Here is a 26684-nt window from a genome sequence, read left to right as displayed (position 1 = left end):
ACAGCGCCGCTATAATGGTCGGCGCCGGACCTGTGGGAGCGGGCTTGCCCGCGAAGGGCTGCAGAGCAGCCCCAAAGCTGACTAGGCCTTATGTGAACAGCATTAGCCCGCAGGCCGCCCTCCCATGATCCATGTGCACCGGCCGCCTCAGACGATGCCTTTCGGGCTCGGACCAAAGCGGTTGCTGCCCTGGGTGCCGTCCTGGATCAGGAACACCAGGTTGACGATCGGCACCAGCAGCCACCAGCCGCTGCGGTCACTGTCGTGCAGGCGACGCACGGCAACGGCGATGCTCGGCAGCAGCACGGCCAGGTTATAGAGACCGCCCAGCGCAGGTGCGGTACCGATCAGGCCGTCGACAAAACCGACCACGAAGGCCACCAGCATGTTGAGCAGGATGAACATCCAGTATTCCTTGCGGCGCGCACGGCCCTTGAATACGGCGTACTTCTTCATCACTTCGATGTAGGCATTACCACTGGCCACACTCGCGGTCGCGGTCGCGCCATTGCCGATCGTGCCCGTGTAGGTTGTGGTCTGGGTGGCGCCGCAACCTGGGCAGCTCAGTGCCGACTGGTGAATTTGTTTGGCGCAACCACGGCAGAACACCATGCTCATTTGTTTTCCCTCACGATTAATTAACTGATAGTCCGATAAAGCAGAGCAATGAGAACGTCGTCATGACGACGCCGGCGACGGCCATGCCGTTGCCGGGTTTTTTCTGGCAGATACTGACAATGCCGCTGACCAGGCCGATCGAGGCGAACAGGCCCAGACCGAGCAGGGTATCGGCGTCCCATTCGGCGTCATCGAACAGGGAGAGCAAGCAGAGGATGCCGAGGATCAGCGCGGTGACGGCCATCCACGACGACTCGCCGCCGATGCTCTGGGCAGGCGGTGTGACAGCGAATTGGGGGGCGCCACATTGTGGGCAGGCGGGTGCCGTTTCGTGCAGCTGCTTGGCGCAGCCGCGGCAAAATACCATTGCCATTGCAAATCCTTTTGTGGCGTCTTTCGAACGCGTCCTGTGTTGAAACCCGATGCCAAGGACTTCAATGTCCGCTGGGCACCGGTTGAAAAATTTTCTAACTGTCAGGCGGCCAGGCCTTGCGAAGAGCCGGGCTGAGCGCGCAAACGGCGCAGAGATTACCAAATATTTCGATTATGGCGAAATGCTGGCGCCAATATTTCTCTGGCTATAGCGCAGGCCTTGGAAAAAGGCGCCATAGCGCCTTTTTCAACCATTGAGCTAAACCTCAAAGTTTTGGCATCTGCCCAATCCGCGCGACCATCTCACTGACGATCTGCAAGTCCAGCATGAATTGCTCCACAGTCTTGAACTCGTTGTCGTTGTGCCCGGTGTATTTCACGTTGGGCATGGCCAAACCAAACTGCACGCCATTAGGCAGGTCATGCACCGAAGTGGCGCCGGCAGAATTGCCGAACTCATGGGGCATGCCGAGGTTCTCGCTGGCTACTGCGAGCAGAGCCTTGACCCATTCGCCTTCAGGATTGCGGTACATCGGCTGGTCGAGGTTGGTGTCGAAGGAAACTTCAACAGCGCTGGCCTTGACCCAAGCACCGAGCTTGGCGGTCAGTTCGGCCTTGAGCGTGTCGACCGGCTTGCCTTTAGGGACGCGCAGGTTGACCGCCAATTTCAGGGCTTTGTCATCCAGGCCAACGAAGGTCGGCGAGGCTGTCAACGGGCCCATGAATGAATCTTCAAAGCCAATGCCCAGCTTCTTGCCGGTGTAGTCCAGCCCCCAATTGTCGGCGGCGTAGCGGGCGGCGTCGGTGATGTGGTTGTGCTTGAGCGGCACTTGCTTACCCAGCCCGTTGATAAACACCAGCATGCGCGCGACCGGATTGACCCCGGACTCAGGCTCGGAAGAGTGCGCCGAGACGCCTTTGCTGGTCAGCAGCACTTGCTTGCCTTCGACTTTCGCCTCGATGCTGAAGTTAGCGCCGTTATCCTTCACGAACTGCGCACCGGCTTTGTTCAGGCGAGCGGCGAGATCGGCAGGGTTGTCGCCAATCAGGGTCACCACCGAAGTGGTCGGGATCTGGTTGTTGGCCAGGCCACCCGTCAGGCTGGTGAGCTCGGCACCTTGGCCGCTGGCTGCGCGGCGGGGGAAGGTGGCCATTACCGCGCCGGAGCCTTTCTCGGCGATGACTACCGGGTAGCCGCCGTCCAGTGCCAGGTTGTAGTCCGGCACCGGGTTGCGCTCGAAGTAATAGGGGATGGCCTCACCGGTGGTTTCCTCGGTGGTGTCGACCAACAACTTCAATTGGCGAGCCAGCGGCAGCTTCTCGTCCTTGGCGACTTTCATGGCGTACAGCGCAACGATGATGCCGTTCTTGTCATCCTCAGTGCCGCGGCCGTACATGCGATCACCCACCAGGGTGACTTTGAACGGGTCAAGGTGAGTGCCGTCGTCGAGCTTCCAGTTGTCTGGATTGACCGGCACCACGTCGGCGTGGGCATGAATGCCGACCACTTCCTTGCCTTCTCCGAGCGTAATCTCGTAGACCCGATTGTCGATGTTGCGGAACGTCAGGCCAAAGCTCTCGGCCAAGGCTTTGATCTTGTCGGCGATCTTGTGAAATTGCGGATTGTCATGCTGGGCTACGCCTTCAACCTGAAAAGTCGGGATCGCGACCAGCTCGCGCAGGTTGTCAGTGGCGGCCTTGCCGTACTTGATACGGGTATACAGGCCGAGCAGGCGGTTGATCTCGTTGTGCTGTTCGGCGGCCAGCGGCTTGCCGGCCAGGTAGGCCTTGAGGGTGTCACCCAGGTTGTCGGCCTTGGCCAGGTCGCTGCTGGCCAGCTTGCCGATAAATTGCTTGAAGTCGGCCGGGTCGCTGCCGTCGTAGGCTTTGAGGATGGCGGCCGATTGCTGCTGGGAAAGATTGGCTTGGGCCTGCGAGGTGAACAGGCCGATGCTGGCCAGCAACAGGGTCAGGGCAGAGAGTTTTTTCAGGTGCATGGGTAAGCGCATTCCTTTGCTGATGCATGAAAGGAGGTACCCGCTCGGATGAACGGGAAGCTGCTCACGCTAACACCAAAGGACAGCGGCACGGGAGTAGCAGAAACGCGACGCGGCGCACAAACGAAAAAGCCCCGGGACAAGTCCCAGGGCTTTTCAAGATATGGCGCACTCGGCGGGATTCGAACCCACGACCCCTGCCTTCGGAGGGCAGTACTCTATCCAGCTGAGCTACGAGTGCAACGCGGCGCAATGATACCCATCTTGGGGAATGGCGTCCATCGCCTTGATCTGTGGTGTTTTTCCCTGTGCATCTTTAGGCCGCTCGCACCGGGGGCGCTCCTTGCCTGTCAGCAATATCCATATTCGATATCAGTATTTCCCTAGCCATTCTTATGCTCGCTATTCTCTGGTCACAACTTGTTATAACAAGTCACCGATCAGCGAAGAGAACCATGGCCCAATTGCTCCCCCTGTCCCCGGTACCGCTCTACACCCAGCTCAAGGAACTGCTGCGCGAGCGCATTCTCGATGGCAGCTACCCCCCGCACAGCCGCATGCCCTCGGAAAACGAGCTGGGCAAGGCCTTCGATGTCAGCCGCATCACTGTGCGCCAGGCGCTGGGCGATCTGCAAAAGGAAGGGCTGATCTTCAAGATCCACGGCAAGGGCACCTTCGTCGCCAAGCCCAAGGCGTTCCAGAACGTCAGCACCTTGCAGGGTTTGGCCGAGTCGATGACGCAGATGGGCTACGAAGTGATCAACCGCCTGCGCAGCTTGCGTCACGTGCCAGCCAGTGCGCTGGTGGCAGCGCGGTTGCAGGTTGAGGAGGGAGAGCTGGTCACCGAGATCCGCCGCGTGCGCCTGATCAACCGCGAGCCGGTGTCGTTGGAGTTGACCTGGCTGCCCAAGGCGGTCGGTGAAAAGCTGGAAAAAGCCGACCTGGTCACCCGCGACATCTTCCTGGTGCTGGAGAACGACTGCGGCATACCGCTTGGCCACGCCGATCTGGCCATCGACGCGGTGCTGGCAGATAGCGACCTGACCCAGGCACTGGAGGTCGAGGAGGGCGCGCCGATCATGCGCATCGAGCGCCTGACCCACGCCGCCGACGGCACGCCGCTGGACTTCGAACACCTCTACTACCGCGGCGATGCCTTCCAGTATCGCCTGCGCATCGACCGCCAGAAGGGGGGCAAGGCATGAGTATCGAGACCCAGGACTACGACATTATCGTCATCGGCGGCGGCACCGCCGGCCCGATGGCGGCGATCAAGGCCAAGGAGCACGACAAAAGTCTGCGCGTCCTGCTGCTGGACAAGGCCAACGTCAAGCGCAGCGGCGCCATCAGCATGGGCATGGATGGCCTGAACAACGCCATTATTCCCGGCCACGCCACGCCCGAGCAGTACACCAAGGAGATCACCGTCGCCAACGATGGCATCGTCAACCAGACCGCAGTGCACGCCTATGCCACTCACAGTTTCGCCACCCTCGAGCAGCTCGACCGCTGGGGCGTGAAGTTCGAGAAGGACGAGACTGGCGACTATGCGGTGAAGAAGGTGCACCACATGGGCGCCTACGTGCTGCCGATGCCCGAGGGCCACGACATCAAGAAGGTGCTGTACCGCCAGCTCAAGCGTGCGCGGATCGAGATCAGCAATCGCATGGTCTGCACGCGGGTACTGCTCGACGGCCAGGGCGCCGCTGCCGGAGTCCTTGGATTCGACTGCCGTAGCGGTGACTTCAAGGTCGTTCGCGCCAAGGCCGTCATCCTTGCCTGCGGCGCCGCCGGCCGCCTGGGCCTGCCTTCTTCGGGTTACTTGATGGGCACCTACGAGAACCCGACCAATGCCGGTGACGGCTACGCCATGGCCTATCACGCAGGGGCTGAACTGGCCAACCTTGAGTGCTTCCAGATCAACCCGCTGATCAAGGACTACAACGGCCCGGCCTGCGCCTACGTCACTGGCCCCTTGGGTGGCTACACCGCCAACAGCAAGGGCGAACGCTTCATCGAGTGCGACTACTGGAGCGGGCAGATGATGTGGGAGTTTCATCAGGAGCTGGAGGGCGGTAATGGCCCGGTGTTCCTCAAGCTCGATCACCTGGCCGAGGAAACAATCCAGAACATCGAAGAGATCCTGCACAGCAACGAGCGCCCCAGTCGCGGCCAGTTCCACGCCAATCGTGGTACCGACTACCGCCAGCACATGGTCGAGATGCACATTTCCGAGATCGGCTTCTGCTCCGGGCATTCGGCCTCGGGCGTGTGGGTCGACGAGAAGGCCCAGACCAGCGTCAAGGGCCTGTACGCGGCGGGCGACATGGCTGCGGTGCCGCACAACTATATGCTCGGCGCCTTCACCTATGGCTGGTTCGCCGGGATCAATGCCGCGCAGTACGTGGCCGGACGGGAATTTGCCGAGGTCGATGTCGAGCAGGTCGAGCGCGAGCGGGCGCGGGTGTTCGCGCCGTTGCAGCGTGAGCACGGTCTGCCGCCAGCGCAGGTCGAGTACAAACTGCGGCGCATGGTCAACGACTACCTGCAGCCGCCCAAAGTAACGAAAAAGATGGAGATCGGCCTGGCGCGCTTCGCCGAGATCGAACGCGACCTTGCGCAGATGAAGGCCAGCAACCCCCATGAGCTGATGCGGGCGATGGAGGTCACGGTGATTCGCGACTGCGCCGAAATGGCCGCACGCGCCTCGCTGTTCCGCGAGGAAAGCCGCTGGGGGCTGTACCACCACCGGGTCGACTTCCCCGAGCGCAACGATGGCGAGTGGTTCTGCCATTGCCACCTGAAGAAGGGCGAGGACGGTGAGATGACCAGTTTCAAGAAAGCGGTCGAGCCGTACCTGATTGCCCTGGATGCCGACGAACAGACCGCGTACGACCGGCTGCGTGTAAAGGCCGATGCTGCCTGATCGCGGGGCAATCCCGCTCCCACGCCTGGGATCTAGCGTGGGAGCGGGCTTGCCCCGCGATTGCGATGCCACTGACAGAACGAGGGCCAAAGGCCCCAAGGACCCCGTGAAATGGCCTATCAACCCCAGGAAATCTTCTTTCGCAGCAGCGCCCCGGTGACCATCGACGAAGACAAGTGCATCGCCGAAAAAGGCTGCACCGTCTGCGTCGAGGTGTGCCCCATGGACCTGCTGGCCATCAACCCGGCCACGCAGAAGGCCTACATGGCCTTCGACGAATGCTGGTACTGCATGCCCTGCGAAAAGGACTGCCCGACCGGCGCCGTTAAGGTCGATATCCCGTACCTGCTGCGCTGAAACACCTGCCATCCGGCGAACCACCGGACGCCCACCTGCTGTGCCCCTCGTTTCCCACCACCCAGTCAGGGCGGCGGAGACGACTCAAATACCTAAAACGATTCGAGGGGAAACACCCATGCGCCTTGTAGCAACCGTGGCCGGCCTCGCGCTGGCAATCGCTGGCCTGAATGCCCACGCCGAAACCATCCGCGTCGCCATCGGCACCCAGGACACCACCATCAACTGCGCCACCGGCGGCCTGCTGATCCGCGAGCTGGGCCTGTTGGACAAATACCTGCCACACGATGGCAAGTACAAGGACGCCCAGTACCAGATCGAGTGGAAGAACTTCACCAGCGGCGCGCCACTGACCAACGAGATGGTCGCCGGCAAACTGGACTTCGGCGCCATGGCCGACTTCCCCGGCTCGTTCAACGGCGTCGCCCACCTCGATGCTGGCAAGCGCAGCCTGTTTATCAGCGTGCTGTCCGGTAGCGTACACGGCAGTGGCAACGGCATCGTGGTGCCGGCAGCCTCAGGCGTGCAGTCGCTGGCTGAGCTCAAGGGCAAGACCATCTCGGTGCCATTCGCCTCGACCGCCCACGGCATGCTGTTGCGCGCCGTCGCCGCCCAAGGCTGGGACCCACAGAAAGATGTGCGGATCATCGCCCAGGCGCCAGAGATTGCCGGTTCGGCCTTGCGCAGCAACCGCATCGAAGCGCATGCCGACTTCGTGCCGTTCGCCGAGCTGTTCCCCAATCGCGGCTTCGCCCGCAAGATCTTCGATGGCTCGCAGGCCAATGCGCCGACCTTCCATGGCGCGCTGGTCGATGCCGACTACGCGAAGAAATACCCCGAGGTGGTCACCGCCTACCTGCGCGCCAGCCTTGAGGCCGATCGCCTGATCGCCGCCGAGCCAGAGAAGTACAGCGAGCTGATCGAGAAGGTCACCGGCATCGAAGCCGAGGTCAATTACCTGTTCCACGGCCCGCTCGGCCTGCAGACCCGCGACCTGACCTGGAAGCCTGAATACCGCCAGGCGGTGGCTACGTCGATCGACACGCTCAAGCTGCTGAAGAAAACCGACCGTGGCCTGGACACCGCGCAGTTCATCGATGACCAGTACATTCGCGCCGCCTTCAAGCAGGCCGGGCTGGACTACGAGCAGGCGCTCAAGCACTACCAGCCACTGCCGCTCAAGGCCAATGACGCCCTGACCGGTAAGCCGATCACCGACTTCAGCCGCCTGGCGCAGATCTGGGTGCGCGGCGAAGACAAGGTGCGCCACTACGCCTCGCCTGAGGCAGCGCTCAGCGCCTTGGCGCAGCTGGAGCAGGAGGGCAAGGACATCCGCGCGATCTACGCTCAGGCCGCTGACAGCGGTATCAAGCTGTTGGCCAACCAGGCCTGGTTCGTGCGTAACGGCAAGGGCGAACTGGCAGCCTTCCTGCTCAAGGATCAGGCCGAGCAGTTCGCCAAGGCCCACGGTGGCGAGGCGCTGGACTTTGTCAGCGCCAACCAGAAGCTGGTCGCCCAGCGCTGATCGGCCGGCCCCGACCCGGCAGCGGGCGGGGCCAACCTGGGAGAATTTTCATGACAAGCACCTTCACGCGCTGGCCTGTGCGACTGGCCTCGCTGCTGGCCTGCCTGCTGTTCTGGCACCTGGCCGCGAGCAGCAAGCTGAACCTGGGCCTGTTCACCTTCACCTATGTGCCGACCCCCAAGGCGGTGCTCGATGCGGCTTGGCAACTGCTGACCTCCAGTTCGTTGCTCGCGCACCTGACCAGCAGCCTGTCGCGGGTGTTTTCCGGCTACCTGGTCGCGGCTGTGCTGGGCGTGTCCCTGGGGCTGGTGATCGGCCGCTCGAAGTGGGCCGAAGACACCCTGCTGCCCCCCCTGGAGGTGCTGCGGCCGATCCCGGCGGTGGCGTGGATTCCACTGGCGATCCTGATGTTTCCATCGTCTGAGCTGTCGATGGTGTTCATCACCTTTACCGGCGCGCTGTTCCCGATCCTGCTCAACACCGTGCATGGCGTCGAGGCGGTCGACCCACGCCTGGTCGCCTCGGCGCGCAGCCTGGGTGCCGGGCGCTACGCGATTCTGCGCGAGGTGATCTTGCCGGGTGCGCTGCCGAGTATCGTCACTGGCCTGGCCATTGGCATGGGCACCTCGTGGTTCTGCCTGGTCACTGCCGAGATGATCGCCGGGCAGTTTGGCATCGGCTACTACACCTGGGAGTCCTACACCTTGCAGAACTACCCGGACATCATCGTCGGCATGCTGTTGATCGGCGTTCTGGGCATGGGCAGCAGTGCCCTGGTCAAACGCCTCGGCGCGCTGGCCACGCCCTGGTATCGGCTGCGGAGGGGCGCATGATGAGCAGTTATCAACAGGCCCCCGAGCCTGGCCGTATCGAAGCGCATGGCGTGTCGATACGCCTGGGGCAGGGCAATCAGGCGTTCGAGGCGGTACAGGCGCTGGACTTCACCATTGCGCCGGGCGAGTTCGTCTGCATCCTGGGGCCATCGGGTTGTGGCAAGTCCACCCTGTTGGGGGCTTTGGCCGGTCATCTGTTGCCCAGCTCGGGCGTGCTCGAGGTCGATGGCGCGCCGGTCGCGGGGCCATCGCCGGAGCGCGGCATGGTCTTCCAGCATCACACCCTGCTGCCGTGGCGCAGCGTGCTCGACAATGTGGCCTTCGGCCTGAAGATGCAGGGCCAGGGCAAGCCTGAGCGGCATCGACGCGCCAGCGAAATGCTCCAGCTGGTGGGCCTGGCCGACTTCGCTGAACGCTGGCCAAGCCAGCTCTCTGGCGGTATGCAGCAGCGCGCCGAAATTGCCCGGGTGCTGATCAATCGCCCGCGCCTGCTGCTGATGGACGAACCCTTCGGCGCCCTCGACGCGCAAACCCGCTCACGCATGCAAGAGTTGCTGCTGGATATCTGGACGCGCATCCGCACCACCGTGGTGTTCGTCACCCATGACATCGACGAGGCGCTGTTCCTGGCTGACCGGGTGTTGGTAATGAGCCCACGCCCAGGTCGTTTCATCGAAGACCTGCGCCTGAGTTTTGCTCGCCCACGCCGCGCCAGCTTGCTGACCAGCGCGCAGTTCACCCATCTCAAGCGTCACTGCCTGGCCTTGCTGCGCCACGAGGAAGGCCGCGAACTGCCGCGCCTGACGCCACTTGGCCTGCCCGACACTGACCCTCCACCGCTACGGATCGCGCTATGACTGAACGAACTACAGACCACCCCGATATTGTCGAATTGCTCCCGCGTTTGAACGCCGACGACGCGGCCGTGCGGCGCATCGCCCTGATCGACTTGGCCGATCTGGAAGAGCCCGAGGGCTTGCCGTGGCTGACTGATGCGCTGCTGGTCGACTCCTCGACCGAGGTACGCACCGAGGCGGCGCGTTTGCTCGAAGCCTGGGAACAGCCAGATGTGGTGCAAGCACTGTGTGCTGCGCTGGCCGACAGCGCCGAGCCGGTGCGCCTGGCCGCCGCGCAAAGCCTCAGTGAGTTGAAGAGCCTGGAAGCGGGCTTGCTGATCTTGCCTTGGGTGAACCATGCCGATGCCTTTGTGCGCGCCAGTGCGTTGCGTGCCCTGCGCGAACTGCGCCTGGAAAACGCCGCAGGCCCGGCGCTGCTGGCGCTGCAAGATGCGGACGCTGCGGTGCGTCGCGAAGCCGTGGGAATTCTTGGCTGGCTCAAGCATGAGCCGGCCTTGCCAGCGTTGGCCGCGCTCGCTGCGCAGGAGCCGGACACCGAGGTGCGCCGCGCAGCCATTGGGGCGTTGGGCCTGGCCCGGGATAGCAGCGTGTTGCCCGCGCTGACTGCGGCATTGCGCGACGAGGCCTGGCAGGTGCGTGAAGAAGCCGCCACCACCTTGGGCAAGGTCGGCCATGCCCAGGCCGGCCCGGCATTGGTCGAGGCCTTGGCCGATGATTATTGGCAGGTACGCCTGCGCGCGGCACGCTCGCTGGGGCGCCTGCGTTTCCGCCAGGCCCTGCAAGGGCTGGCCGAGCTGCTCGGCCACGGCATCGCCAACTTGCGCAAGGAGGCCGCGTTGGCCTTGGGTGAATTGGGCGATAGCGCCGCGCTGCCGGCGTTGCGCAATGCCGAGGCTGACAGTGATCCGGAAGTGCGCAAAGCGGTGCGCATTGCCCTGGCGCAATTGCAGGGGGCGGCATGATGAACGCGCCGAGCGGGTTACGTAATGTGCGCGGGCAGGGCGAGTTGGCGGTGCAATGGGCAGATGCGCTGCAGGTGATCAGCCATGTGCGGCTCAGGGGAGCGTGCCCCTGCTCGCAATGCCGGGCAAGCACACTGCGCGGGGGCATTTCGGCGGTGCGCGATGATGTTCGGGTTGAGCGGATCGAGGTGCAGGGGTATGGCGTGCAGTTGGTGTTCAGCGATGGGCATGAGCGCGGGATCTACCCCTGGCAGTATCTTCGGGAGCTGGGTTGAAGCCGCTGGCCTCATCGCGGGGCAAGCCCGCTCACACGCATGCCCGAGCAAATGGTCGCGTGGGAGCGGGCTTGCCCCGCGATAAGGCCAGTGAACTCAAAGTGCGATCAGTTCTGGGCGTAGACCTTCCACCCGCTGCACTGGCGGCTTCAGATAGCCGCCATCTCCGGTAATCTGGTGCAGGACCTTCTCGCGTAACCCATGCAACGCGACTCCGGTGCGCTGGCGCGGGTGGTCGAGGTCGATTTCCACTACCGCCTTGATCCGACCGGGTCGTGGCTCCAGCACCACCACCCGATCCGCCAGATAAGTCGCCTCTTCGGCATCGTGCGTCACCAGCAGGGTGGTAATCCCTGAGCGCTCGCGGATCGCCAGCAGCTCATCCTGCAACTGCTGGCGGGTCAATGCATCCAGCGCGCCGAACGGCTCGTCCAGCAGCAGGATGCGTGGGCTGGCGACCAAGCCGCGGGCGATCGCCACCCGCTGTGCCATGCCACCCGACAACTGATGCGGATAGGCCGATTCAAACCCGACCAAACCCACCAACTGCACGTATTCATGCACGCGCCGCGCGCGCTCGCCCTGGGTGAGCTTCTCGTTGACCAAACCCAGGCCAATGTTCTGCTCGACATTCAACCAAGGGAATAGCCGATGCTCCTGGAACACGATGCCGCGTTCGCCACCAATGCCGTGTACCGGCTGGCCATCGACGCGGATACTGCCGCTGTAGTCGGTATCCAGCCCCACCAGCAAGCGCAGCAGGGTCGACTTGCCGCACCCCGAGGCGCCGACGATGGCGATGAACTCGCCTTGGTTGATCGATAGGTCGAAATTACGGATGGCCTCCAATGCCTGGCCGTCGACGGTGAAGGTCTTGCTGACCTGCTCGAAGCTCACCAGCGGGGGCGTGGCGTCAGCCTGGTTGGCGGCGTGCAAAGCGGCATTGATAAAGGCGTTCATGCGGTTCTCCAGCGCGTGGCGCGCGATTCGAGGCGTTGTCCAAGGTTGCCCAGCAGGGCGCCGACCAGGCCGATCAGGACCATCGCGGCCATCACCTGGTCCATGCGGAAAAGCTGTTGCGCGCCGAGCATCAGGCTAGCGATGCCGCCGTCCGAGGGCATGAAGTATTCCGCACCAATGGTGCCCAGCCAGGCATAGATCAGCGACAGGCGCAGGCCGGCGAATATGGCTGGGGCGGCGCCGGGCAGGACCAGCAAGCGCAGGCGGTGCGGCAGGTCCAGGCGCAGCGCGCGGGCGGCTTCGGCCAGCTGCGGCGACAGGCTGGCGATGCCACGTTGGGTGGCGATGAACAGCGGGAAGAATGCCGCCAGGCCGACGAACACCAACTTGGCCCCTTCGCCCAGGCCAAACCAGGCGGTCAGCAGCGGCACCCAGGCAAAGATCGCCACTTGGCGCAGCGCCGAAAGGCTCGGCCCGAGTAGACGTTCGGACCTGTTCGACAGCCCCAGCAGCACCCCCAGCAAAAAGCCTGCGCCGCCGCCAATCAGCAGGCCGGCCAGGGTGCGTTGCAGGCTCAGGCGCAGTGCTTCAAGCAGCGAGCCGTCTGCCACACCAGCTTTCAGACTGTGCAGCACGCCGAGGGGCGAGGTGAGTATGTTGTCGTCGACCCAGCCGAAACTGCTGCTCGCCTGCCACAGTGCCAATAGCGCCAGCGGTAGCAGCAAGCCTTGCCAGGCTCGCGGCACGCTGCTGCGACGTTGCTCGCCAGTGGCCGGTTGTGGCCAGTACAGCAGGCGTCGTTCAAGGCTGCTGAAGCCGCGATCCATGCACGCCCCGACCAGACCGATCAACAGGATGCAGAGCAATACCAGATCGAGCATGAACAGCTGTCGGCCCCAGACCATCAGGTAGCCGATGCCCTCGCTTGAGGCCAGTAGCTCGACCGCCAGCAGTGAGGTCCAGCCCGTCGCCAGGGCCAGGCGCACGCCCGCCAGGAACGAGGGCAGGGCGGCTGGCAGCAGCAGACGCCGGAACACCAAGTGACGCGGCAGACGCAGGGTTGCGGCCGCTTCGCGTAGTTTCGGTTGGGCGTCGCGCACGCCGACCAGGGTATGCAGGGTTACTGGCACCACGATGGCCTTGATCAGCACTACCAGCTTGAGCAGCTCGCCGATGCCGAAAAACAGCATGAACAACGGAATCCAGGCCAGCGTGGGGATCTGCGCCAACGCCACGAACGTTGGCAGCACCAGCGTTTGCGCTCGTCGCGAGGCGCCCAGCCAGGTGCCCAGCAACAGCCCGCCGGTAATCCCCGCGAGCAGCCCCCAGGCCAGGCGTTGCACACTTATCCACAGGTGGCTCCAGAGTTCACCGGTACCGAAGTCCAGTGCGCTCTGCCAGACCAGCGTCGGCGCCGGCAGAATCTGTTCGCTCATCCAGTGCAAGTGGCTGGCGCTCACCCACAATGCGGCCAGCGCCAAAGGCAGCAGCCAGGGCAGTAGGCGCTCGGCGCCAATTCGCCATCTCGGCAGGGCCGGCAAGGCAGGCCCCGAGGTCAGCAGTTCGCTCATCGGGCATCTCTCGAAGCGTTGTTAGGTTATTCATTTATGGAATAAAAAATCTCCATTAATGTACTTCAAGAGATAAGAGCATGCGTTTCATGCATGGGGAAGCCTCTCGACGTTGCGTTTTCCTCATATTTTCCATGCGTTTCACGCAAGCCGGGCTGCGGCCCGCGCAACGCCTGATTTATATCTTTCAGTTACTAAAAAATGAACATTTGATCTTTGTTGGTGCTAAGCAGACCCGCCTAGCTTCTGGCCAAAGCGCCGGCCCTCGCCGGTGGCAGCCTGCCAAGGAGCCTTGCCATGAAAAGCCCACTGCGTCATTTGCTCAGTCGTTTCGCCCCCACCCTGCTGGCTGGCGTGCTCAGCGCCTTTGCGCTGAACGCGCAGGCCGCCGAGGTCGACACCATCCGCATTGCCGTGCCCGACTTGAGCGCTGGCAGCAAGCCCAGCGCGGGCGGGGTGGTGGATGTGCTGCGCAGCCAGCAACTGCTGGAGAAAGAGTTTGCCAAGGACGGCATCCAGATCGATTGGCGCTTCTTCAAGGGCGCAGGTCCGGTGATCAACGAAGCCCTGGCCAACGGCCAGGCGGACTTCGCCTATCTGGGCGATCTGGCGGCGATCATCGGCAAGGCCAATGGCCTGGATACCCGCGTGCTGTCGGCCGGGGTGCGCGGGGTGAAAAGCTACCTGGGCGTGGTGCCAGGCTCCGGGATCAAGACCCTGCAAGACCTCAAGGGCAAGCGGGTGGCGGTATTTCGCGGCACGGCCAACCAACTGTCATTTGCCAGTGCCTTGGCCAGCCAAGGGCTGTCGGAGCGCGATCTGAAGGTCATCAACCTGGACTTCAACGCCGCCAATGCCGCCATTGCTGCCAAGCAGATCGACGCCACTTGGGGGCTTTCCAACCTGCTCTCGCTGCGCGATCGCGGCTTGGTCGAACTGCCGGTCAACTCGCGTGACCTCAAGGGCGCTGGCAGCACCCAGGCGGTGCTGCTTGGCACCGGCGAATTCATTCGCCAGCACCCTGCGCTGACCGCCCGCCTGGTCAAGGCTCAGCAGCAGGCCACCGAGTGGCTGCGCGATGAGAACAACCGCGAGGCCTACGTCGATCTGGTGGCGAGCACCGCCAACTATCCCAAGGTGATCCTCGAAGGCGACCTGGCCCAGGAGAACCTCGCGCACTACTTCGATCCGCGGCTGGACGCCGAATTCGTCGGCCTGCTGCAACAGGGCGTCGACCTGGCGGCCAAGGAACGCCTGATCCGTCGCAGCTTCCAGGTTTCTGATTGGATCGAGCCGCGTTTCCTCGATGCCGTGCTGCAAGCACAACAGGCCACCCAGGCCGCTCGCTGATAACCGCAAAGCCCCATCATTTGACCGTGAGGACCACCGCAATGAGCAATGCCGCACTGGCCACCGCGCCGCACACCGTTGAGCTCGACATCCAGCCGATTGCCGGCCGCATCGGCGCCGAGATACGCGGGGTCAAGCTTGCCGCCGACCTCGATGCAGCGACCGTCGAGGCCATTCAGGCCGCCTTGGTCGAGTACAAGGTGATCTTCTTCCGTGAGCAGACCCATCTGGATGACCAGAGCCAGGAAGGCTTCGCCAAGTTGCTCGGCGAGCCGGTCGCCCATCCCACGGTGCCCGTGGTCGATGGCACCAGTTACTTGTTGCAACTTGATGGTGCCGAAGGGCAGCGGGCCAACTCCTGGCACACCGACGTGACCTTTGTCGATGCCTACCCCAAGGCCTCGATCCTGCGCAGCGTGGTGGCGCCGACCTCAGGCGGCGATACGGTTTGGGCCAACACGGCAGCGGCATATCGCGAGTTGCCGGAGGCGCTGCGCGAGCTGGCGGACAAATTGTGGGCGGTGCACAGCAACGAGTACGACTACGCCAGCCTCAAGCCCGACGTTGACCCCGCCAAGCTTGAGCGTTATCGCAAGGTGTTCACCTCGACCGTTTACGAGACCGAGCATCCAGTGGTGCGGGTGCACCCGATCAGTGGCGAGCGGGCGTTGCAGTTGGGGCATTTCGTCAAGCGTATCAAGGGCTATTCGCTGGCTGACTCGCAGCATTTGTTTGCCGTGTTGCAGGGCCATGTGACGCGCCTGGAGAACACCGTGCGCTGGCGCTGGCAGGCGGGCGATGTGGCGATCTGGGATAACCGCGCCACCCAGCATTATGCGGTCGATGACTATGGGACCCAGCCACGGATCGTGCGCCGGGTGACCTTGGCAGGGGAGGTGCCGGTGGGGGTCGATGGGCAGTTGAGCCAGACTACGCGCAAAGGCTGATATCGCTAGGGCCGCTTCGCCAGTCAAGTCCGGGCAAGCCCGCTACACAGGTACAGCGCGATTCCTGTAGCGGGCTTGTCGGTGCGCTGAACCACCGCGAACGAGGGCTCGCAAGAATGGGGAATTGTTACTCAGCCACCGCGTTCTTGGCCAAAATCGCATTGGCCAACTCCATGTCGCTAGCCTCCACCCCGGGATTCTCCACACGCACCTGGCGAATCGCCGCTTCCAGGAACGGCCCACGAATCGCCCCTTCGCTGGCCACGAAGCTACCGGCATCATCCTGTGCGGCGACTACCAGCTTGTGATCCTTGAAGGTCAGGTAGGTCGACGCAGTGGTAGCGCCGGAAGAAATCACGTTACGCCAGAACGTGTCGGCCATGACGCCGCTAACGGGCAGGCAGAGCAGAGCAGCAGCGGCGATGGCTGTTTTGAGACGCATGGTGAATAACCTCGAATGATGAGGGCTGAAAAATGCCCGCTGTTGGAGCGGCTTTCAGTCATCCAAGTTCCCTTTTTCAAAGGGATTTTTCATCAGCTACAGACCCTCAGCACCTCGCTCAGGCTGGTCAATCCACGGGCGATTTTGTCTTCACCGCTGCGCCGTAGATCGTGCAGCCCTTCGCGCACGGCCTGCTGACGCAAGCTGGCCAGGTCAGTGTCCGGGCCGATACTGGCGCGCAGGCCAGCGCCCGGCACCAGCAACTCGAACAGCCCGGTGCGACCGTGATAACCGGTGCCGCGGCATAGCCGGCACGGCGTGCTGTGCAGGCCTGCCGTACCTTGGCAGTCGACACACAAGGTGCGCACCAGGCGTTGAGCCATGACCCCGATCAAGGTCGCCTTGATCAGGTAATCGGCCACGCCCAGCTCCTGCAAACGGGTGATCGCGCCGCAGGCGTCGTTGGTGTGCAGGGTCGACAGTACCAGATGACCGGTAAGTGCAGCCTGGACTGCGACCTGAGCAGTTTCGCGGTCACGGATTTCACCGATCATGATGATGTCTGGGTCTTGGCGCAGCAGCGCGCGTACGCCGTTGGCAAAGCCTAGGTCCAGGCTGGGCTGGACTTGCAGCTGGTTGAAGGCTGGCTCCAGCCGCTCGATCGGGTCTTCGATGGTGCACAGGTTGATCTGGGGCGTGGCCAGGCGTTTGAGGCTGGCATAGAGGGTGCTGGTCTTGCCCGAGCCGGTCGGCCCGGTCAGCAGGATGATGCCCTGGCGCTGGTTGAGCAGACCTTCCCACTGGCTCAGCAACACGCCATCCAGGCCCAGGTGATCGAAGTTCTCGTGCAATTGCTCTGGGTCGAACAGGCGCAGCACCAACTTTTCACCGAATGGCGTTGGCAGTGTGGACAGGCGCAGCTCGACCTCGGCGCCACCTGGCAGGCGGCTCTTCAAACGGCCATCTTGCGGGCGGCGCTTTTCGGCCACGTCCATCCGTCCCAGGTGCTTGATCCGGCTAACCAGGGCCAATGTCACGCTGGCGGGAAAGGCGTACACGGTATGCAGCAGACCATCGATCCGGTAGCGCAGCTGGCCCTGCTCGCGGCGCGGCTCAAGGTGGATATCGCTGGCGCGCTGTTCGATGGCGTACTGCAGCAGCCAATCGACGATGTGCACGATATGGGCGTCGTCTGCGCTGGCTTCAGCCTGGCGCCTGCCCAGTTCCAGCAGCTGCTCCAGCTCGCCTAGCCCGTGGTCTTGTTGCAAGCCTGCGCCCTGTACCGAGTGCGCCAGGCGAAACAGGGTTTGACCGAGTTGGCGAATTTGCAGCGGGCTGGCCAGCACGCGCTGGATGGTCTTGCCCAGACTGCGCGCAAGATCGGCCTCCCATTCGCGTTGATAGGGTTGGGCGCTGGCGACAGTGACGCTGTGATCGTCCACCGCTACCGCGAGAATGCCGTGGCGGTTAGCGAAGGCGCGCGACATCACTGCGCTGATGCGCGACAGGTCGAGCTGCAATGGGTCGATGCGCAGGAAGGGTTGCTCGACCTTATCGGCAAGCCATTGGCAGAGGGTGTCCAGATCAAGGCGCTGGCCGGGGTGCTGGCGGTCTTCCAGGGCCAGTCGAGCGATGGTTTCCAGGGGATGGTCGGCAGCTGGGGCGGGGTGTTCGAGTACCTGAAGGGCGTCATTGGGTTGCAGGCGTTGCTCGGCCAGCAGGGTGTCGAGCAGGCGGTTCAGGTCGAGGTCGTGGTTGTTGGCGGTGTGCATGCTGGCGGCGTCCTTGCCGAGGAGGGGGAGTCCTGGAAAGGCTAGTCGGGCGGTGGTTGCACAGTGTCGGTGAACAGTTGCCGGATTTTACCGGGGCAGTGCCGGCCCTATCGCGGGGCAAGCCCGCTCCCACGATGATCGGCAGGTAGCCAGTTGCTAGCTGATCAGCAGGAAGTCGCTCCTGGAGCTGATCAGCAGGCTGCCAGCTCGTGAAGCTGCGGTTGGTTGACCAGCTCCACATCCGCCACACACACCAGGTTACGCAACTTTTGCGCGATCACCTCGGCGCGGTGCCAGCTCAAGCCACCGATGCCGATTTCGATATCCAGCCAATCCCCCTGCTGGCTCATCTGCACGCTGGTGGGTGTAAGAAACTGCAAGGCAAACAGGTTCAGCACCCGGCACAGGCTGTCTGGCTCGGCCTCAGCCTGCAGCTGATAGCGCACACTGCTGTGGGCGGCGCTGGCGGCCCAGGCGTCGGTGCGGGGTAGGGTGTCGGGCCGTTCGAGTGCGTTCATTGCTGTTCTCCACCAGGATGGGAGAATTCTGGCACGCTTGAAGCGGCATTTTTTCGCTATGATTCGATTAGTTTGCCATGTTGGCAGATTGAATGATTCGTGATTTGGCAATTCGGAGAATTATCAATGCAAGCCGAGCTGGATGCTTACGACCGGCGAATTCTTGAGCTGCTCCAAGAGGATGCGTCGCTGTCCAGCGCGCAGATCGCCGAGCGGGTCGGCCTCTCGCAGTCGCCGTGTTGGCGTCGGATTCAGCGATTGAAAGAGGAGGGTGTCATTCGTGGCCAGGTCACGCTGCTCGACCGCAAGAAGGTCGGCCTGAACACGCAGATCTTCGCCGAAGTGAAGCTAAACGCCCACGGGCGCTCGAACTTCGCTGGCTTCACCGAAGCGATCCGCGAATTTCCAGAGGTGTTGGAGTGCTACGTGCTGATGGGCTCAGTGGACTTCCTGCTGCGCATCGTCACCCCGGACATTGAAGCTTACGAACGATTTTTCTTCGAAAAGCTGTCGAATGTACCGGGGATCCAGGAGGTCAATTCGATCGTGGCCTTGTCCGAGATCAAGTCCACGACCAGCTTGCCATTAACGCGTTGAAGGCGACTTGAGCAGGTGCTTCCAAGCGCGGTTCTGCTCGATTGCGCGGGCTTGCTCGATGCGCGCGTCCTGCAGCGCCAGAGACTGCTCCTCGTCCTCGGACAGCGGCTGCTCAGCCAGCTGGTGCAGCTTGTTCAGCTCGCCGTAGAGGCGGTCCAGCTGAGGCACGTCCAGCACTTGCCGGGCGTGGTGCAGCCAGGCTTGCAGGGTCTCGATGCGCGGTAGCTGCTCGGCCAGGTCTTCCGGACGCTGGACATACAGTGGCAGCTTCAGGGCGCGGGCTTCTTCGCCGAGCAAGTGTTGCAGCCAGCTCGACAGCTGCGCCTTGCCCTGGCGTTCACCACGGCCTTTACGCTCGACGGTCCAGGCTCGGGCAGTGAGCCAGCGCGAGGTTTGCAGGGAGAACTGGCCCCAGCGCGGGTCTTCCAGCTCTTCGGCGAACTGCTCAGGGGCGGCGCGACGAATGTCTTCATCATCGTTGCCGGCCATTACCAGCGGGCGCCAGTCTTCCAGCAGTGCATCGAGGCTGGCGCGCAGCTCGCGGGTGGTTGGCCGCGGCGCCGCCTGGCCCAGGCTACCGACCAGGGCGCGCAGCTCTGCCAGGCAACGTACCCAGTCCTTGAGCAGGCTCCAATGGCCGTTGTGGCGATACTGCTCGGCCAAACGCTGGCTGCTGCCCAACAGTTGCCAGGCGAGCGCAGCAAAGGCGTCGTCCACCGCCATTTCGGCATCCAGCTCGGTGCCCGGCAGGCCCAGCTCGTAGCTGTCTGGCTCAAGCAGGCGGTAGCCGCGCTCGGCCTTGCTGATGTCGCAGGGCATCAGGGCCAGGGTGGCGGACAGTTCGGCGGCCAGTTCCAGCAGCGCTTCAGGTGCGCCTTCACGCAGCTCCAGCTCCAGCTCGCAGATTTCTTCCTTGCGCTTGCCGGCGATGACGAAGCCCTGATCCAGCGCGGCCTCGATGACGACCTTGGCCTTGCCACGACCCCAGGAGATTTCGGCGAACTCGCGGGTGAAGTCGGTGGTGAACAGTGGCTTGATGGTTTTCTTGTCGAGCTCGGCCAGTTGCTCGGGCCAGCAGCTGGCGTCGAGTTTCTTCAGGTCGAGCTTGGCTTTGTCCAGCTGCCACTCGTACTCATTGCGCTCTGACAGCCCGGCGACGCTCTGGCCGCGGCACTTGAGGGTCTGGATGACGACATCGCCATCACGGCGCAGGCGCAGCGCGACACGGGCGGCGGACAGTTCACGCGCGGGGGTGTCGAAGTACTGGTTGAGCAGTTCGCGGGTCTGCCAGCCGGACTTGTTGCGCTTCTTCAGCAGGGGGTGCTCGCGCAGGGCGGCGAGGGTCTCGCGGCTGGCGCGGAGTTTGAGTTCGGTTTCTTTGTGCATCGCGGGCTCGAAGGAGGGGGCATCGTGGTGTGCAGTCTACAGCAGTACACCCGCAAGGGTTCATTTGAGGTGGTGGATGGTTTGTGGTGTACCGGGGCCGCTGCGCGCCCCATCGCAGGCTTCGCCAGCTCCCACGGGCCCCGCTCGACTTTTGTGGGAGCAACTGTCTTTCTGTGGGAGCTGGCGGCAGCCTGCAATGGGGCGCGCAGCGGCCCCGACAGTGCTTGCTCGGCCAGCGGCATGCAGGGTTATGATGAACCCACGCTTTTGAGGAGTACGCGCATGCCGTTGCCGTCGCTGAAAGACCAGTTCGCCGCCCTGATCGCTGCGCCTTCGGTCAGTTGTACCCAGCCTGCGCTGGATCAGTCCAACCGTCAGGTCATCGAGCTGTTGGCCGGCTGGCTGGGCGATCTGGGCTTCAAGTGCGATATCCAGCAGGTCACCCCCGGCAAATTCAACCTGCTGGCCAGCCGGGGCACGGGTCCTGGCGGCTTGGTACTGGCTGGCCACAGCGACACTGTGCCGTACGATGCCCAGTTGTGGAAAACCGACCCGCTGAAGCTGACCGAGGTCGGTGATCGCTGGGTCGGCCTGGGCAGCTGCGACATGAAGGGTTTCTTTGCCCTGGTCATCGAGGCGGTGCTGCCGCTGCTGGAGCATGACTTCAAACAGCCGCTGCTGATCCTCGCGACCTGTGACGAAGAAAGCTCCATGTCCGGCGCGCGCGCCCTGGCCGAAGCGGGCCAGCCACTTGGCCGCGCGGCGGTGATCGGTGAGCCCACCGGGCTCAAGCCGATCCGCATGCACAAGGGCATCCTCATGGAGCGCATCGAGATTCTCGGCCGCAGTGGCCATTCGTCGGATCCAAGCCTGGGCCGCAGTGCCATGGAAGCCATGCACGCGGTGATGGGCGAGATGATCGCCCTGCGCCAGCAATGGCAGCAGACCTACCGTAATCCGCAGTTCAGCGTGCCGACACCGACCCTGAATTTCGGCTGTATCCATGGCGGCGACAACCCCAACCGCATTTGTGGCCAGTGCGCGCTGGAGTTCGACCTGCGCCCGCTGCCGGGTATGGACCCAGAGCAACTGCGCGCGGCCATCCGCGAGAAACTGGTGCCGCTAGCCGAGCAGCTCGATGTGCGTATCGACTACAAACCGCTGTTCCCGGAGGTGCCGCCGTTCGAGCAAGCGGCCGACGCCGAACTGGTGCAAGTGGCCGAGCGCCTGACCGGCCATCGCGCCGAAGCGGTGGCCTTTGGCACCGAAGCGCCGTACCTGCAGCAGCTGGGTTGCCAGACCATTGTGCTGGGCCCTGGCGACATTGCCTGTGCCCATCAGCCGGGCGAGTACCTGGAAATGTCACGTATCGAGCCTACCGTGCGTCTATTGCGTGATCTGATCAGGCACTATTGCCTGAGCTAAACGTCCATTGACCTGATTCGTTCCTGCCTAGAGGAGAGTACGCGTGACCGCAAGCCTGTTCCGACGATGACTTTCGAACGTTGTGCGCCTTGACCGTTCTCCGTCCACTTATCCACAGGCTCTGTCATGCCCGAATACGTCAACTGGCTACGCCATGCGTCCCCGTACATCAATGCCCATCGCGACTGCACCTTCGTGGTCATGCTTCCTGGCGATGGCGTCGAACACCCGAATTTCGGCAACATCGTCCACGACCTGGTACTGCTGCACAGCCTTGGCGTGCGCCTGGTGCTGGTCCATGGCTCGCGTCCGCAGATCGAGAGCCGTCTGTCGGCCCGCGGCCTCACCCCGCACTATCACCGCGGCATGCGTATCACTGATGCCGCCACCCTGGACTGCGTGATCGATGCGGTCGGCGCCCTGCGGGTGGCCATCGAGGCGCGTCTGTCGATGGACATGGCCGCTTCGCCGATGCAGGGCTCGCGCCTACGCGTGGCCTCCGGCAACCTGGTCACCGCCCGCCCAATCGGCGTGTTGGAAGGGGTGGATTATCACCATACCGGTGAAGTCCGGCGGATCGACCGCAAAGGCATCAGCCGGCTGCTCGATGAGCGCTCCATCGTGCTGCTGTCGCCATTGGGCTATTCACCGACCGGCGAGATTTTCAACCTGGCCTGCGAAGACGTGGCCACCCGCGCTGCGATCGAGCTGGGCGCCGACAAGCTGCTGCTGTTTGGCGCCGAGCCGGGCTTGCTCGATGAGAATGGCCGGCTGGTGCGTGAGTTGCGGCCACAGCAGGTCGCGCCGCATCTGCTCCGCCTGGGTACTGACTATCAGGGTGAATTGCTCGATGCCGCCGCCGAGGCCTGCAAAGGCGGCGTGGCGCGCAGTCATATCGTCAGTTATGCCGATGACGGTGCGCTGCTCACCGAGCTGTTCACCCGCGACGGCGGCGGCACCCTGGTAGCCCAGGAGCAGTTCGAGATTGTCCGTGAGGCGACCATCGAGGATGTCGGCGGCCTGCTGGAACTGATCAGCCCGCTGGAAGAGCAGGGCATTCTGGTTCGCCGCTCGCGTGAGGTGCTTGAGCGTGAGATCGAGCAGTTCAGCGTGGTCGAGCGCGACGGCATGATCATCGCGTGTGCGGCGCTGTATCCCATTGCTGATTCCGAAGCGGGGGAGCTGGCGTGTCTGGCGGTGAACCCGGAGTACCGTCATGGCGGGCGCGGCGATGATTTGCTGGAGCGGATCGAGACGCGGGCGAGGGCGTTGGGGTTGAAAACCCTGTTCGTGCTGACTACGCGCACGGCGCACTGGTTCCGCGAGCGCGGCTTTGAGCCAAGCGGCGTCGAGCGGCTGCCGGCGGCGCGGGCGTCGCTGTACAACTTCCAGCGTAATTCGAAGATTTTCGAGAAGTCGATCTAAGCGGGGGCAGTGCTAGGCATTATCTCAGCGCTGCCTGTACTGGGGCTGCACAGCAGCCCCAATACACACGACACAAAGCGCACTACGAAAAACGCCGTCTGAGAAGACGGCGTTTTCATTTACACGGTATGCAGATACCAGTTGTACTCGAGGTCAGAGATCGAGTGCTCGAACTCCTCCAGCTCGCTCTCCTTGCACGCGACAAAGATGTCGATGTACTTCGGATCGATGTACTTGTTGAGGATCTCGCTGTCGTCCAACTCGCGCAGCGCATCGCGCAGGTTGTTCGGCAGGCTTTGCTCCAGCTGCTCGTACGAGTTGCCTTCGATTGGCGCGCCAGGCTCGATCTTGTTGGTCAGGCCATGGTGCACGCCTGCCAGCACGGCCGCCATCATCAGGTACGGGTTGGCGTCGGCACCGGCTACACGGTGCTCAAGACGCACGGCGTCCGGCGAGCCGGTGGGTACGCGTAGGGCCACGGTGCGGTTGTCCAGGCCCCAGCTCGGCGCGTTGGGCACGTAGAACTGAGCGCCGAAACGGCGGTACGAGTTGACGTTCGGGCAGAGGAACGCCATCGACGCGGGCAGGGTCTCGAGCACACCGCCGACAGCGTGACGTAGCGCGGCGTTCTGCTCGGGATCCTCGCTGGTGAAGATGTTGTTGCCATCTTTGTCCAGCACGGAAATGTGTACATGCAGGCCGTTGCCTGCCTGGCCCGGGTAGGGCTTGGCCATGAAGGTGGTGTCCATTTCATGGTCGTAGGCGATGTTCTTGATCAAGCGCTTGAGCAGCACCGCGTAGTCACAGGCCTTGAGCGGGTCGGCGACGTGGTGCAGGTTGACTTCGAACTGCGCCGGGGCGCTTTCCTTGACGATGGCGTCGGCCGGAATCCCCTGCTCTTTGGCACCTTCGAGGATGTCCTGCAGGCAATCGGCGTATTCGTCGAGGTCGTCGATCAGGTAAACCTGGGTCGACTGTGGGCGTTTGCCGGAAATCGGCGAGCGCGGCGGTTGTGGGCGGCCATTCACGTTCTCCTGGTCGATCAGGTAGAACTCCAGCTCGAAAGCGGCGCAGATGGTCAGGCCCAATTCATCGAACTTGCTCACGACCTGACGCAGCACTTCACGTGGATCGGCGAAGAACGGCTCGCCTTCGATCTCGTGCATGGTCATCAGCAACTGAGCGGTCGGGCGTTTTTGCCAGGGCTCGTTGGACAGCGTGTCAGGGATCGGATAGCAGATGCGGTCCGCATCGCCGATGTCCAGACCCAGGCCCGTGCTTTCAACGGTAGAGCCGTTGATGTCGAGGGCGAAGAGGGAGGCCGGCAGGTTAATGCCTTTCTCGTAAACCTTGTGGAGGCTGGTGCGCTCAATGCGCTTGCCGCGCACCACACCATTCATATCTGCAATCAGAAGGTCAACGTAGAGAACCTCAGGATGTTCCTTAAGGAACGCGTTCGCTTCGTTAAGCTGAACGGCACGCGGGGGTACCGACATGATGCAACACCTTTGTTGTTAAAAATATCAATCAAGGGGGGCTTGCAACCCCAGTCAATCGGAAAGACCTACTGAAGTCAAGCCAACCCCATGATGCCCTGAAATGGCACATCGACGGCCGATTTGCTGCATATCGGGGCGTGCCATTATCCGCTATTTTCCCTCGGAAGGGTTATCTCACGCGGGCCGTGTTTTATTTTTTACGGAGATGTTGTGTAAAAAAATGAACAAGGCTAAGCTCGGCCTCAACCCAAAACACAATAATACGAGGGTCACATGGTCCGCTTGCCGCGACCTGCACGTGCTGCCTGCGCAGCGCATTCAGGTACCCGTTCCGCTCGCCGCAAGGTCTTCGCGCACAGCGCCGTAGCCGTCGATGCCCTGGCCGCAATAATTGACGGTCGGCACGGTCCATTCACCTTAAGTAGCAGTTTACTGCACGCCTTTCGTTTTTCCTGCCCTTCGAATGCTTCATGGATACACGCCTTGCGCGGGTATCCAGTGACGTCCTGCGCGCGCCGCTTTGCTTTGCCACGGCAGTGCATCCAGAATCAATGCGTGGGTCTGCTGCGGCCATTTCAGCCGAGCAGCGTCCACCTTGATCGACGCCAGGCGTCAGTAGCGCCCGACATACTCCAGCCGGGCCACCTTACCTCCTGAGGTATTTATGAGTAACAACCTCGACCAGCTCACCGATTGGTTGAAAGAGCACAAGATCACCGAAGTGGAATGCCTGATCAGCGACCTGACCGGCATCACCCGCGGCAAGATCTCGCCGACCAACAAGTTCATCGCCGAAAAAGGCATGCGCCTGCCCGAGAGCGTATTGCTACAGACCGTGACCGGCGACTACGTCGACGATGACATCTATTACGAGCTGCTGGATCCTGCCGATATCGACATGATCTGCCGCCCCGACGAGAACGCGGTGTTTCTCGTGCCGTGGGCCATCGAACCGACCGCCCAGGTGATCCACGACACCTACGACAAGAAGGGCAATCCGGTCGAGCTGTCGCCGCGCAACGTATTGAAAAAAGTGCTCAAGCTCTACGCTGACAAGGGCTGGCAGCCGATTGTCGCGCCGGAGATGGAGTTCTACCTGACCAAGCGCAGCGAAGACCCGGACTTCCCGCTGCAACCGCCAGTCGGCCGTTCGGGCCGCCCGGAAACCGGCCGCCAGTCGTTCTCGATCGAGGCTGCCAACGAATTCGACCCGCTGTTCGAGGACGTCTACGACTGGTGCGAATTGCAGCAGCTGGACCTCGACACGTTGATCCACGAAGACGGCACGGCGCAGATGGAGATCAACTTCCGTCACGGTAACGCCCTGCACCTGGCTGACCAGATCCTGGTGTTCAAGCGCACCATGCGCGAGGCCGCGCTCAAGCACAACGTCGCCGCCACCTTCATGGCCAAGCCCATGACCGGCGAGCCCGGCAGCGCCATGCACCTGCACCAGAGCGTGGTCGATGCGCACACCGGCAAGAATATCTTCTCCAATGAAGATGGCAGCATGAGCGAGCTGTTCCTCAACCACATTGGCGGCCTGCAGAAGTTCATCCCCTACGTGCTGCCGCTGTTCGCTCCCAACGTCAACTCGTTCCGCCGCTTCCTGCCCGACACCTCGGCGCCGGTCAACGTCGAGTGGGGCGAAGAGAACCGCACTGTGGGGCTGCGCGTGCCCGATGCCGGTCCGCAAAATCGACGGGTGGAAAACCGCCTGCCGGGCGCCGATGCCAACCCCTACCTGGCGATTGCCGCCAGCCTGCTGTGCGGCTACATCGGCATGGTCGAAGGCATCAACCCGAGCGCGCCGGTCCAGGGTCGGGGTTACGAGCGGCGCAACCTGCGCCTGCCGCTGACCCTCGAAGATGCCCTCGAACGAATGGAGAACTGCCAGGACCTGGAGAAATACCTGGGCAAGAAATTCATTACCGGCTACGTCGCGACCAAGCGCGCCGAGCATGAAAACTTCAAACGGGTAATCAGCTCCTGGGAACGTGAGTTCCTGCTGTTTGCCGTCTGATCAACCCTGGGGCCGCAGGAGCGCGGCTGTCGCAAAACGGAGAAGCA

At 62.9% G+C, this 26684-nt stretch carries 24 protein-coding genes and 1 tRNA gene; 14 read left to right on the top strand and 11 right to left on the bottom strand.

What is annotated here, in order from left to right; translation table 11 throughout:
* Nucleotides 1-147: 147 nt before the first annotated feature.
* The 4 genes from ACF8K2_RS24655 to ACF8K2_RS24640 form a co-directional block, all read right to left on the bottom strand.
* Nucleotides 148-612, bottom strand: coding sequence for a DUF805 domain-containing protein (locus ACF8K2_RS24655; RefSeq protein WP_392468316.1), 465 nt, complete (start codon nt 610-612; stop codon nt 148-150).
* A gap of 22 nt (nt 613-634) precedes the next feature.
* Complete coding sequence (locus ACF8K2_RS24650; protein ID WP_312154369.1) at nt 635-991, bottom strand: DUF4190 domain-containing protein; 357 nt, start codon at nt 989-991, stop codon at nt 635-637.
* A gap of 265 nt (nt 992-1256) precedes the next feature.
* On the bottom strand, nt 1257-2987 hold the full coding sequence (locus tag ACF8K2_RS24645) for a dipeptidase (RefSeq protein ID WP_392468311.1): 1731 nt from the start codon (nt 2985-2987) through the stop codon (nt 1257-1259).
* A gap of 164 nt (nt 2988-3151) precedes the next feature.
* A tRNA-Arg gene (locus tag ACF8K2_RS24640) sits at nt 3152-3228 on the bottom strand.
* A 214-nt stretch (nt 3229-3442) separates the two neighbouring features.
* Here ACF8K2_RS24640 and ACF8K2_RS24635 point away from each other — a divergent pair.
* The 8 genes from ACF8K2_RS24635 to ACF8K2_RS24600 all read left to right on the top strand — a co-directional run bounded on the left by ACF8K2_RS24635 (nt 3443) and on the right by ACF8K2_RS24600 (nt 10722).
* Complete coding sequence (locus ACF8K2_RS24635) at nt 3443-4192, top strand: GntR family transcriptional regulator (RefSeq protein ID WP_392468309.1); 750 nt, start codon at nt 3443-3445, stop codon at nt 4190-4192.
* On the top strand, nt 4189-5913 hold the full coding sequence (locus ACF8K2_RS24630; RefSeq protein ID WP_392468307.1) for a fumarate reductase/succinate dehydrogenase flavoprotein subunit: 1725 nt from the start codon (nt 4189-4191) through the stop codon (nt 5911-5913). The genes ACF8K2_RS24635 and ACF8K2_RS24630 overlap by 4 nt, the downstream gene beginning before the upstream one ends.
* Before the next feature lie 111 nt (nt 5914-6024).
* On the top strand, nt 6025-6270 hold the full coding sequence (locus tag ACF8K2_RS24625) for a ferredoxin family protein (protein WP_008096634.1): 246 nt from the start codon (nt 6025-6027) through the stop codon (nt 6268-6270).
* Nucleotides 6271-6388: 118 nt separating this feature from the next.
* Nucleotides 6389-7795 (top strand): ABC transporter substrate-binding protein, encoded by a 1407-nt coding sequence (locus tag ACF8K2_RS24620; RefSeq protein WP_186552916.1) that lies wholly within the window; start codon nt 6389-6391, stop codon nt 7793-7795.
* 50 nt (nt 7796-7845) lie between these two features.
* Nucleotides 7846-8628, top strand: coding sequence for an ABC transporter permease (locus ACF8K2_RS24615; RefSeq protein WP_264233840.1), 783 nt, complete (start codon nt 7846-7848; stop codon nt 8626-8628).
* Nucleotides 8628-9485: an ABC transporter ATP-binding protein gene (locus tag ACF8K2_RS24610; protein ID WP_392468314.1), complete on the top strand. Its 858-nt coding sequence runs from the start codon at nt 8628-8630 to the stop codon at nt 9483-9485. Before ACF8K2_RS24615 ends, ACF8K2_RS24610 begins: the two co-directional genes overlap by 1 nt.
* Nucleotides 9482-10447, top strand: coding sequence for a HEAT repeat domain-containing protein (locus ACF8K2_RS24605; RefSeq protein WP_392468300.1), 966 nt, complete (start codon nt 9482-9484; stop codon nt 10445-10447). The genes ACF8K2_RS24610 and ACF8K2_RS24605 overlap by 4 nt, the downstream gene beginning before the upstream one ends.
* Entirely contained in the window at nt 10447-10722 is a 276-nt protein-coding gene (locus ACF8K2_RS24600; RefSeq protein WP_392468312.1) for a DUF971 domain-containing protein, read from the top strand. Before ACF8K2_RS24605 ends, ACF8K2_RS24600 begins: the two co-directional genes overlap by 1 nt.
* A gap of 96 nt (nt 10723-10818) precedes the next feature.
* Here the strand turns inward: ACF8K2_RS24600 and ACF8K2_RS24595 are convergent, their stop codons facing one another.
* Together ACF8K2_RS24595 and ACF8K2_RS24590 are read right to left on the bottom strand one after the other, a co-directional pair.
* A complete protein-coding gene (locus tag ACF8K2_RS24595) occupies nt 10819-11682 on the bottom strand; it encodes an ABC transporter ATP-binding protein (RefSeq protein WP_264233832.1) in 864 nt (287 codons plus the stop codon).
* The gene (locus tag ACF8K2_RS24590) at nt 11679-13253 is read right to left on the bottom strand and encodes an ABC transporter permease (RefSeq protein WP_392468297.1); all 1575 of its coding nucleotides are present in this window, start codon (nt 13251-13253) and stop codon (nt 11679-11681) included. Before ACF8K2_RS24590 ends, ACF8K2_RS24595 begins: the two co-directional genes overlap by 4 nt.
* A gap of 297 nt (nt 13254-13550) precedes the next feature.
* On the opposite strand from ACF8K2_RS24590, the gene ACF8K2_RS24585 reads away from it, so the two are divergent.
* Together ACF8K2_RS24585 and ACF8K2_RS24580 are read left to right on the top strand one after the other, a co-directional pair.
* Nucleotides 13551-14603 carry an ABC transporter substrate-binding protein gene (locus tag ACF8K2_RS24585; protein WP_392468294.1) on the top strand — a complete coding sequence of 351 codons (1053 nt, stop codon included), beginning with the start codon at nt 13551-13553 and terminating at the stop codon, nt 14601-14603.
* A gap of 41 nt (nt 14604-14644) precedes the next feature.
* Entirely contained in the window at nt 14645-15550 is a 906-nt protein-coding gene (locus ACF8K2_RS24580; protein WP_392468291.1) for a TauD/TfdA dioxygenase family protein, read from the top strand.
* Nucleotides 15551-15677: 127 nt separating this feature from the next.
* Here the strand turns inward: ACF8K2_RS24580 and ACF8K2_RS24575 are convergent, their stop codons facing one another.
* The 3 genes from ACF8K2_RS24575 to ACF8K2_RS24565 all read right to left on the bottom strand — a co-directional run bounded on the left by ACF8K2_RS24575 (nt 15678) and on the right by ACF8K2_RS24565 (nt 18282).
* Complete coding sequence (locus ACF8K2_RS24575) at nt 15678-15992, bottom strand: DUF2388 domain-containing protein (RefSeq protein ID WP_392468288.1); 315 nt, start codon at nt 15990-15992, stop codon at nt 15678-15680.
* A 92-nt stretch (nt 15993-16084) separates the two neighbouring features.
* Complete coding sequence (locus ACF8K2_RS24570) at nt 16085-17764, bottom strand: GspE/PulE family protein (RefSeq protein WP_392468286.1); 1680 nt, start codon at nt 17762-17764, stop codon at nt 16085-16087.
* 191 nt (nt 17765-17955) lie between these two features.
* A complete protein-coding gene (locus ACF8K2_RS24565; RefSeq protein WP_264236815.1) occupies nt 17956-18282 on the bottom strand; it encodes a hypothetical protein in 327 nt (108 codons plus the stop codon).
* 126 nt (nt 18283-18408) lie between these two features.
* On the opposite strand from ACF8K2_RS24565, the gene ACF8K2_RS24560 reads away from it, so the two are divergent.
* The gene (locus ACF8K2_RS24560; protein WP_186555852.1) at nt 18409-18879 is read left to right on the top strand and encodes an Lrp/AsnC family transcriptional regulator; all 471 of its coding nucleotides are present in this window, start codon (nt 18409-18411) and stop codon (nt 18877-18879) included.
* Here the strand turns inward: ACF8K2_RS24560 and ACF8K2_RS24555 are convergent.
* Complete coding sequence (locus ACF8K2_RS24555; protein ID WP_392468282.1) at nt 18868-20265, bottom strand: inorganic triphosphatase; 1398 nt, start codon at nt 20263-20265, stop codon at nt 18868-18870. The genes ACF8K2_RS24560 and ACF8K2_RS24555 overlap by 12 nt on opposite strands.
* A 282-nt stretch (nt 20266-20547) precedes the next feature.
* On the opposite strand from ACF8K2_RS24555, the gene argE reads away from it, so the two are divergent.
* Both argE and argA read left to right on the top strand, forming a co-directional pair.
* Complete coding sequence (argE, locus tag ACF8K2_RS24550) at nt 20548-21690, top strand: acetylornithine deacetylase (protein ID WP_186555854.1); 1143 nt, start codon at nt 20548-20550, stop codon at nt 21688-21690.
* A gap of 126 nt (nt 21691-21816) precedes the next feature.
* Complete coding sequence (argA, locus tag ACF8K2_RS24545) at nt 21817-23115, top strand: amino-acid N-acetyltransferase (protein WP_186555855.1); 1299 nt, start codon at nt 21817-21819, stop codon at nt 23113-23115.
* 119 nt (nt 23116-23234) lie between these two features.
* Here argA and ACF8K2_RS24540 read toward each other — a convergent pair whose 3' ends face one another.
* The gene (locus tag ACF8K2_RS24540) at nt 23235-24611 is read right to left on the bottom strand and encodes a glutamine synthetase family protein (RefSeq protein WP_186555856.1); all 1377 of its coding nucleotides are present in this window, start codon (nt 24609-24611) and stop codon (nt 23235-23237) included.
* Nucleotides 24612-25278: 667 nt separating this feature from the next.
* On the opposite strand from ACF8K2_RS24540, the gene ACF8K2_RS24535 reads away from it, so the two are divergent.
* Nucleotides 25279-26637, top strand: coding sequence for a glutamine synthetase family protein (locus tag ACF8K2_RS24535; RefSeq protein WP_186555857.1), 1359 nt, complete (start codon nt 25279-25281; stop codon nt 26635-26637).
* Nucleotides 26638-26684 lie beyond the last annotated feature (47 nt).

It is taken from the genome of Pseudomonas sp. xss_2, from assembly GCF_043104195.1.
GTDB lineage: Bacteria > Pseudomonadota > Gammaproteobacteria > Pseudomonadales > Pseudomonadaceae > Aquipseudomonas > Aquipseudomonas urmiensis.
Note: the sequence above shows the minus strand (reverse complement) of the source record. Positions and strands in the feature narration are given on the sequence as shown.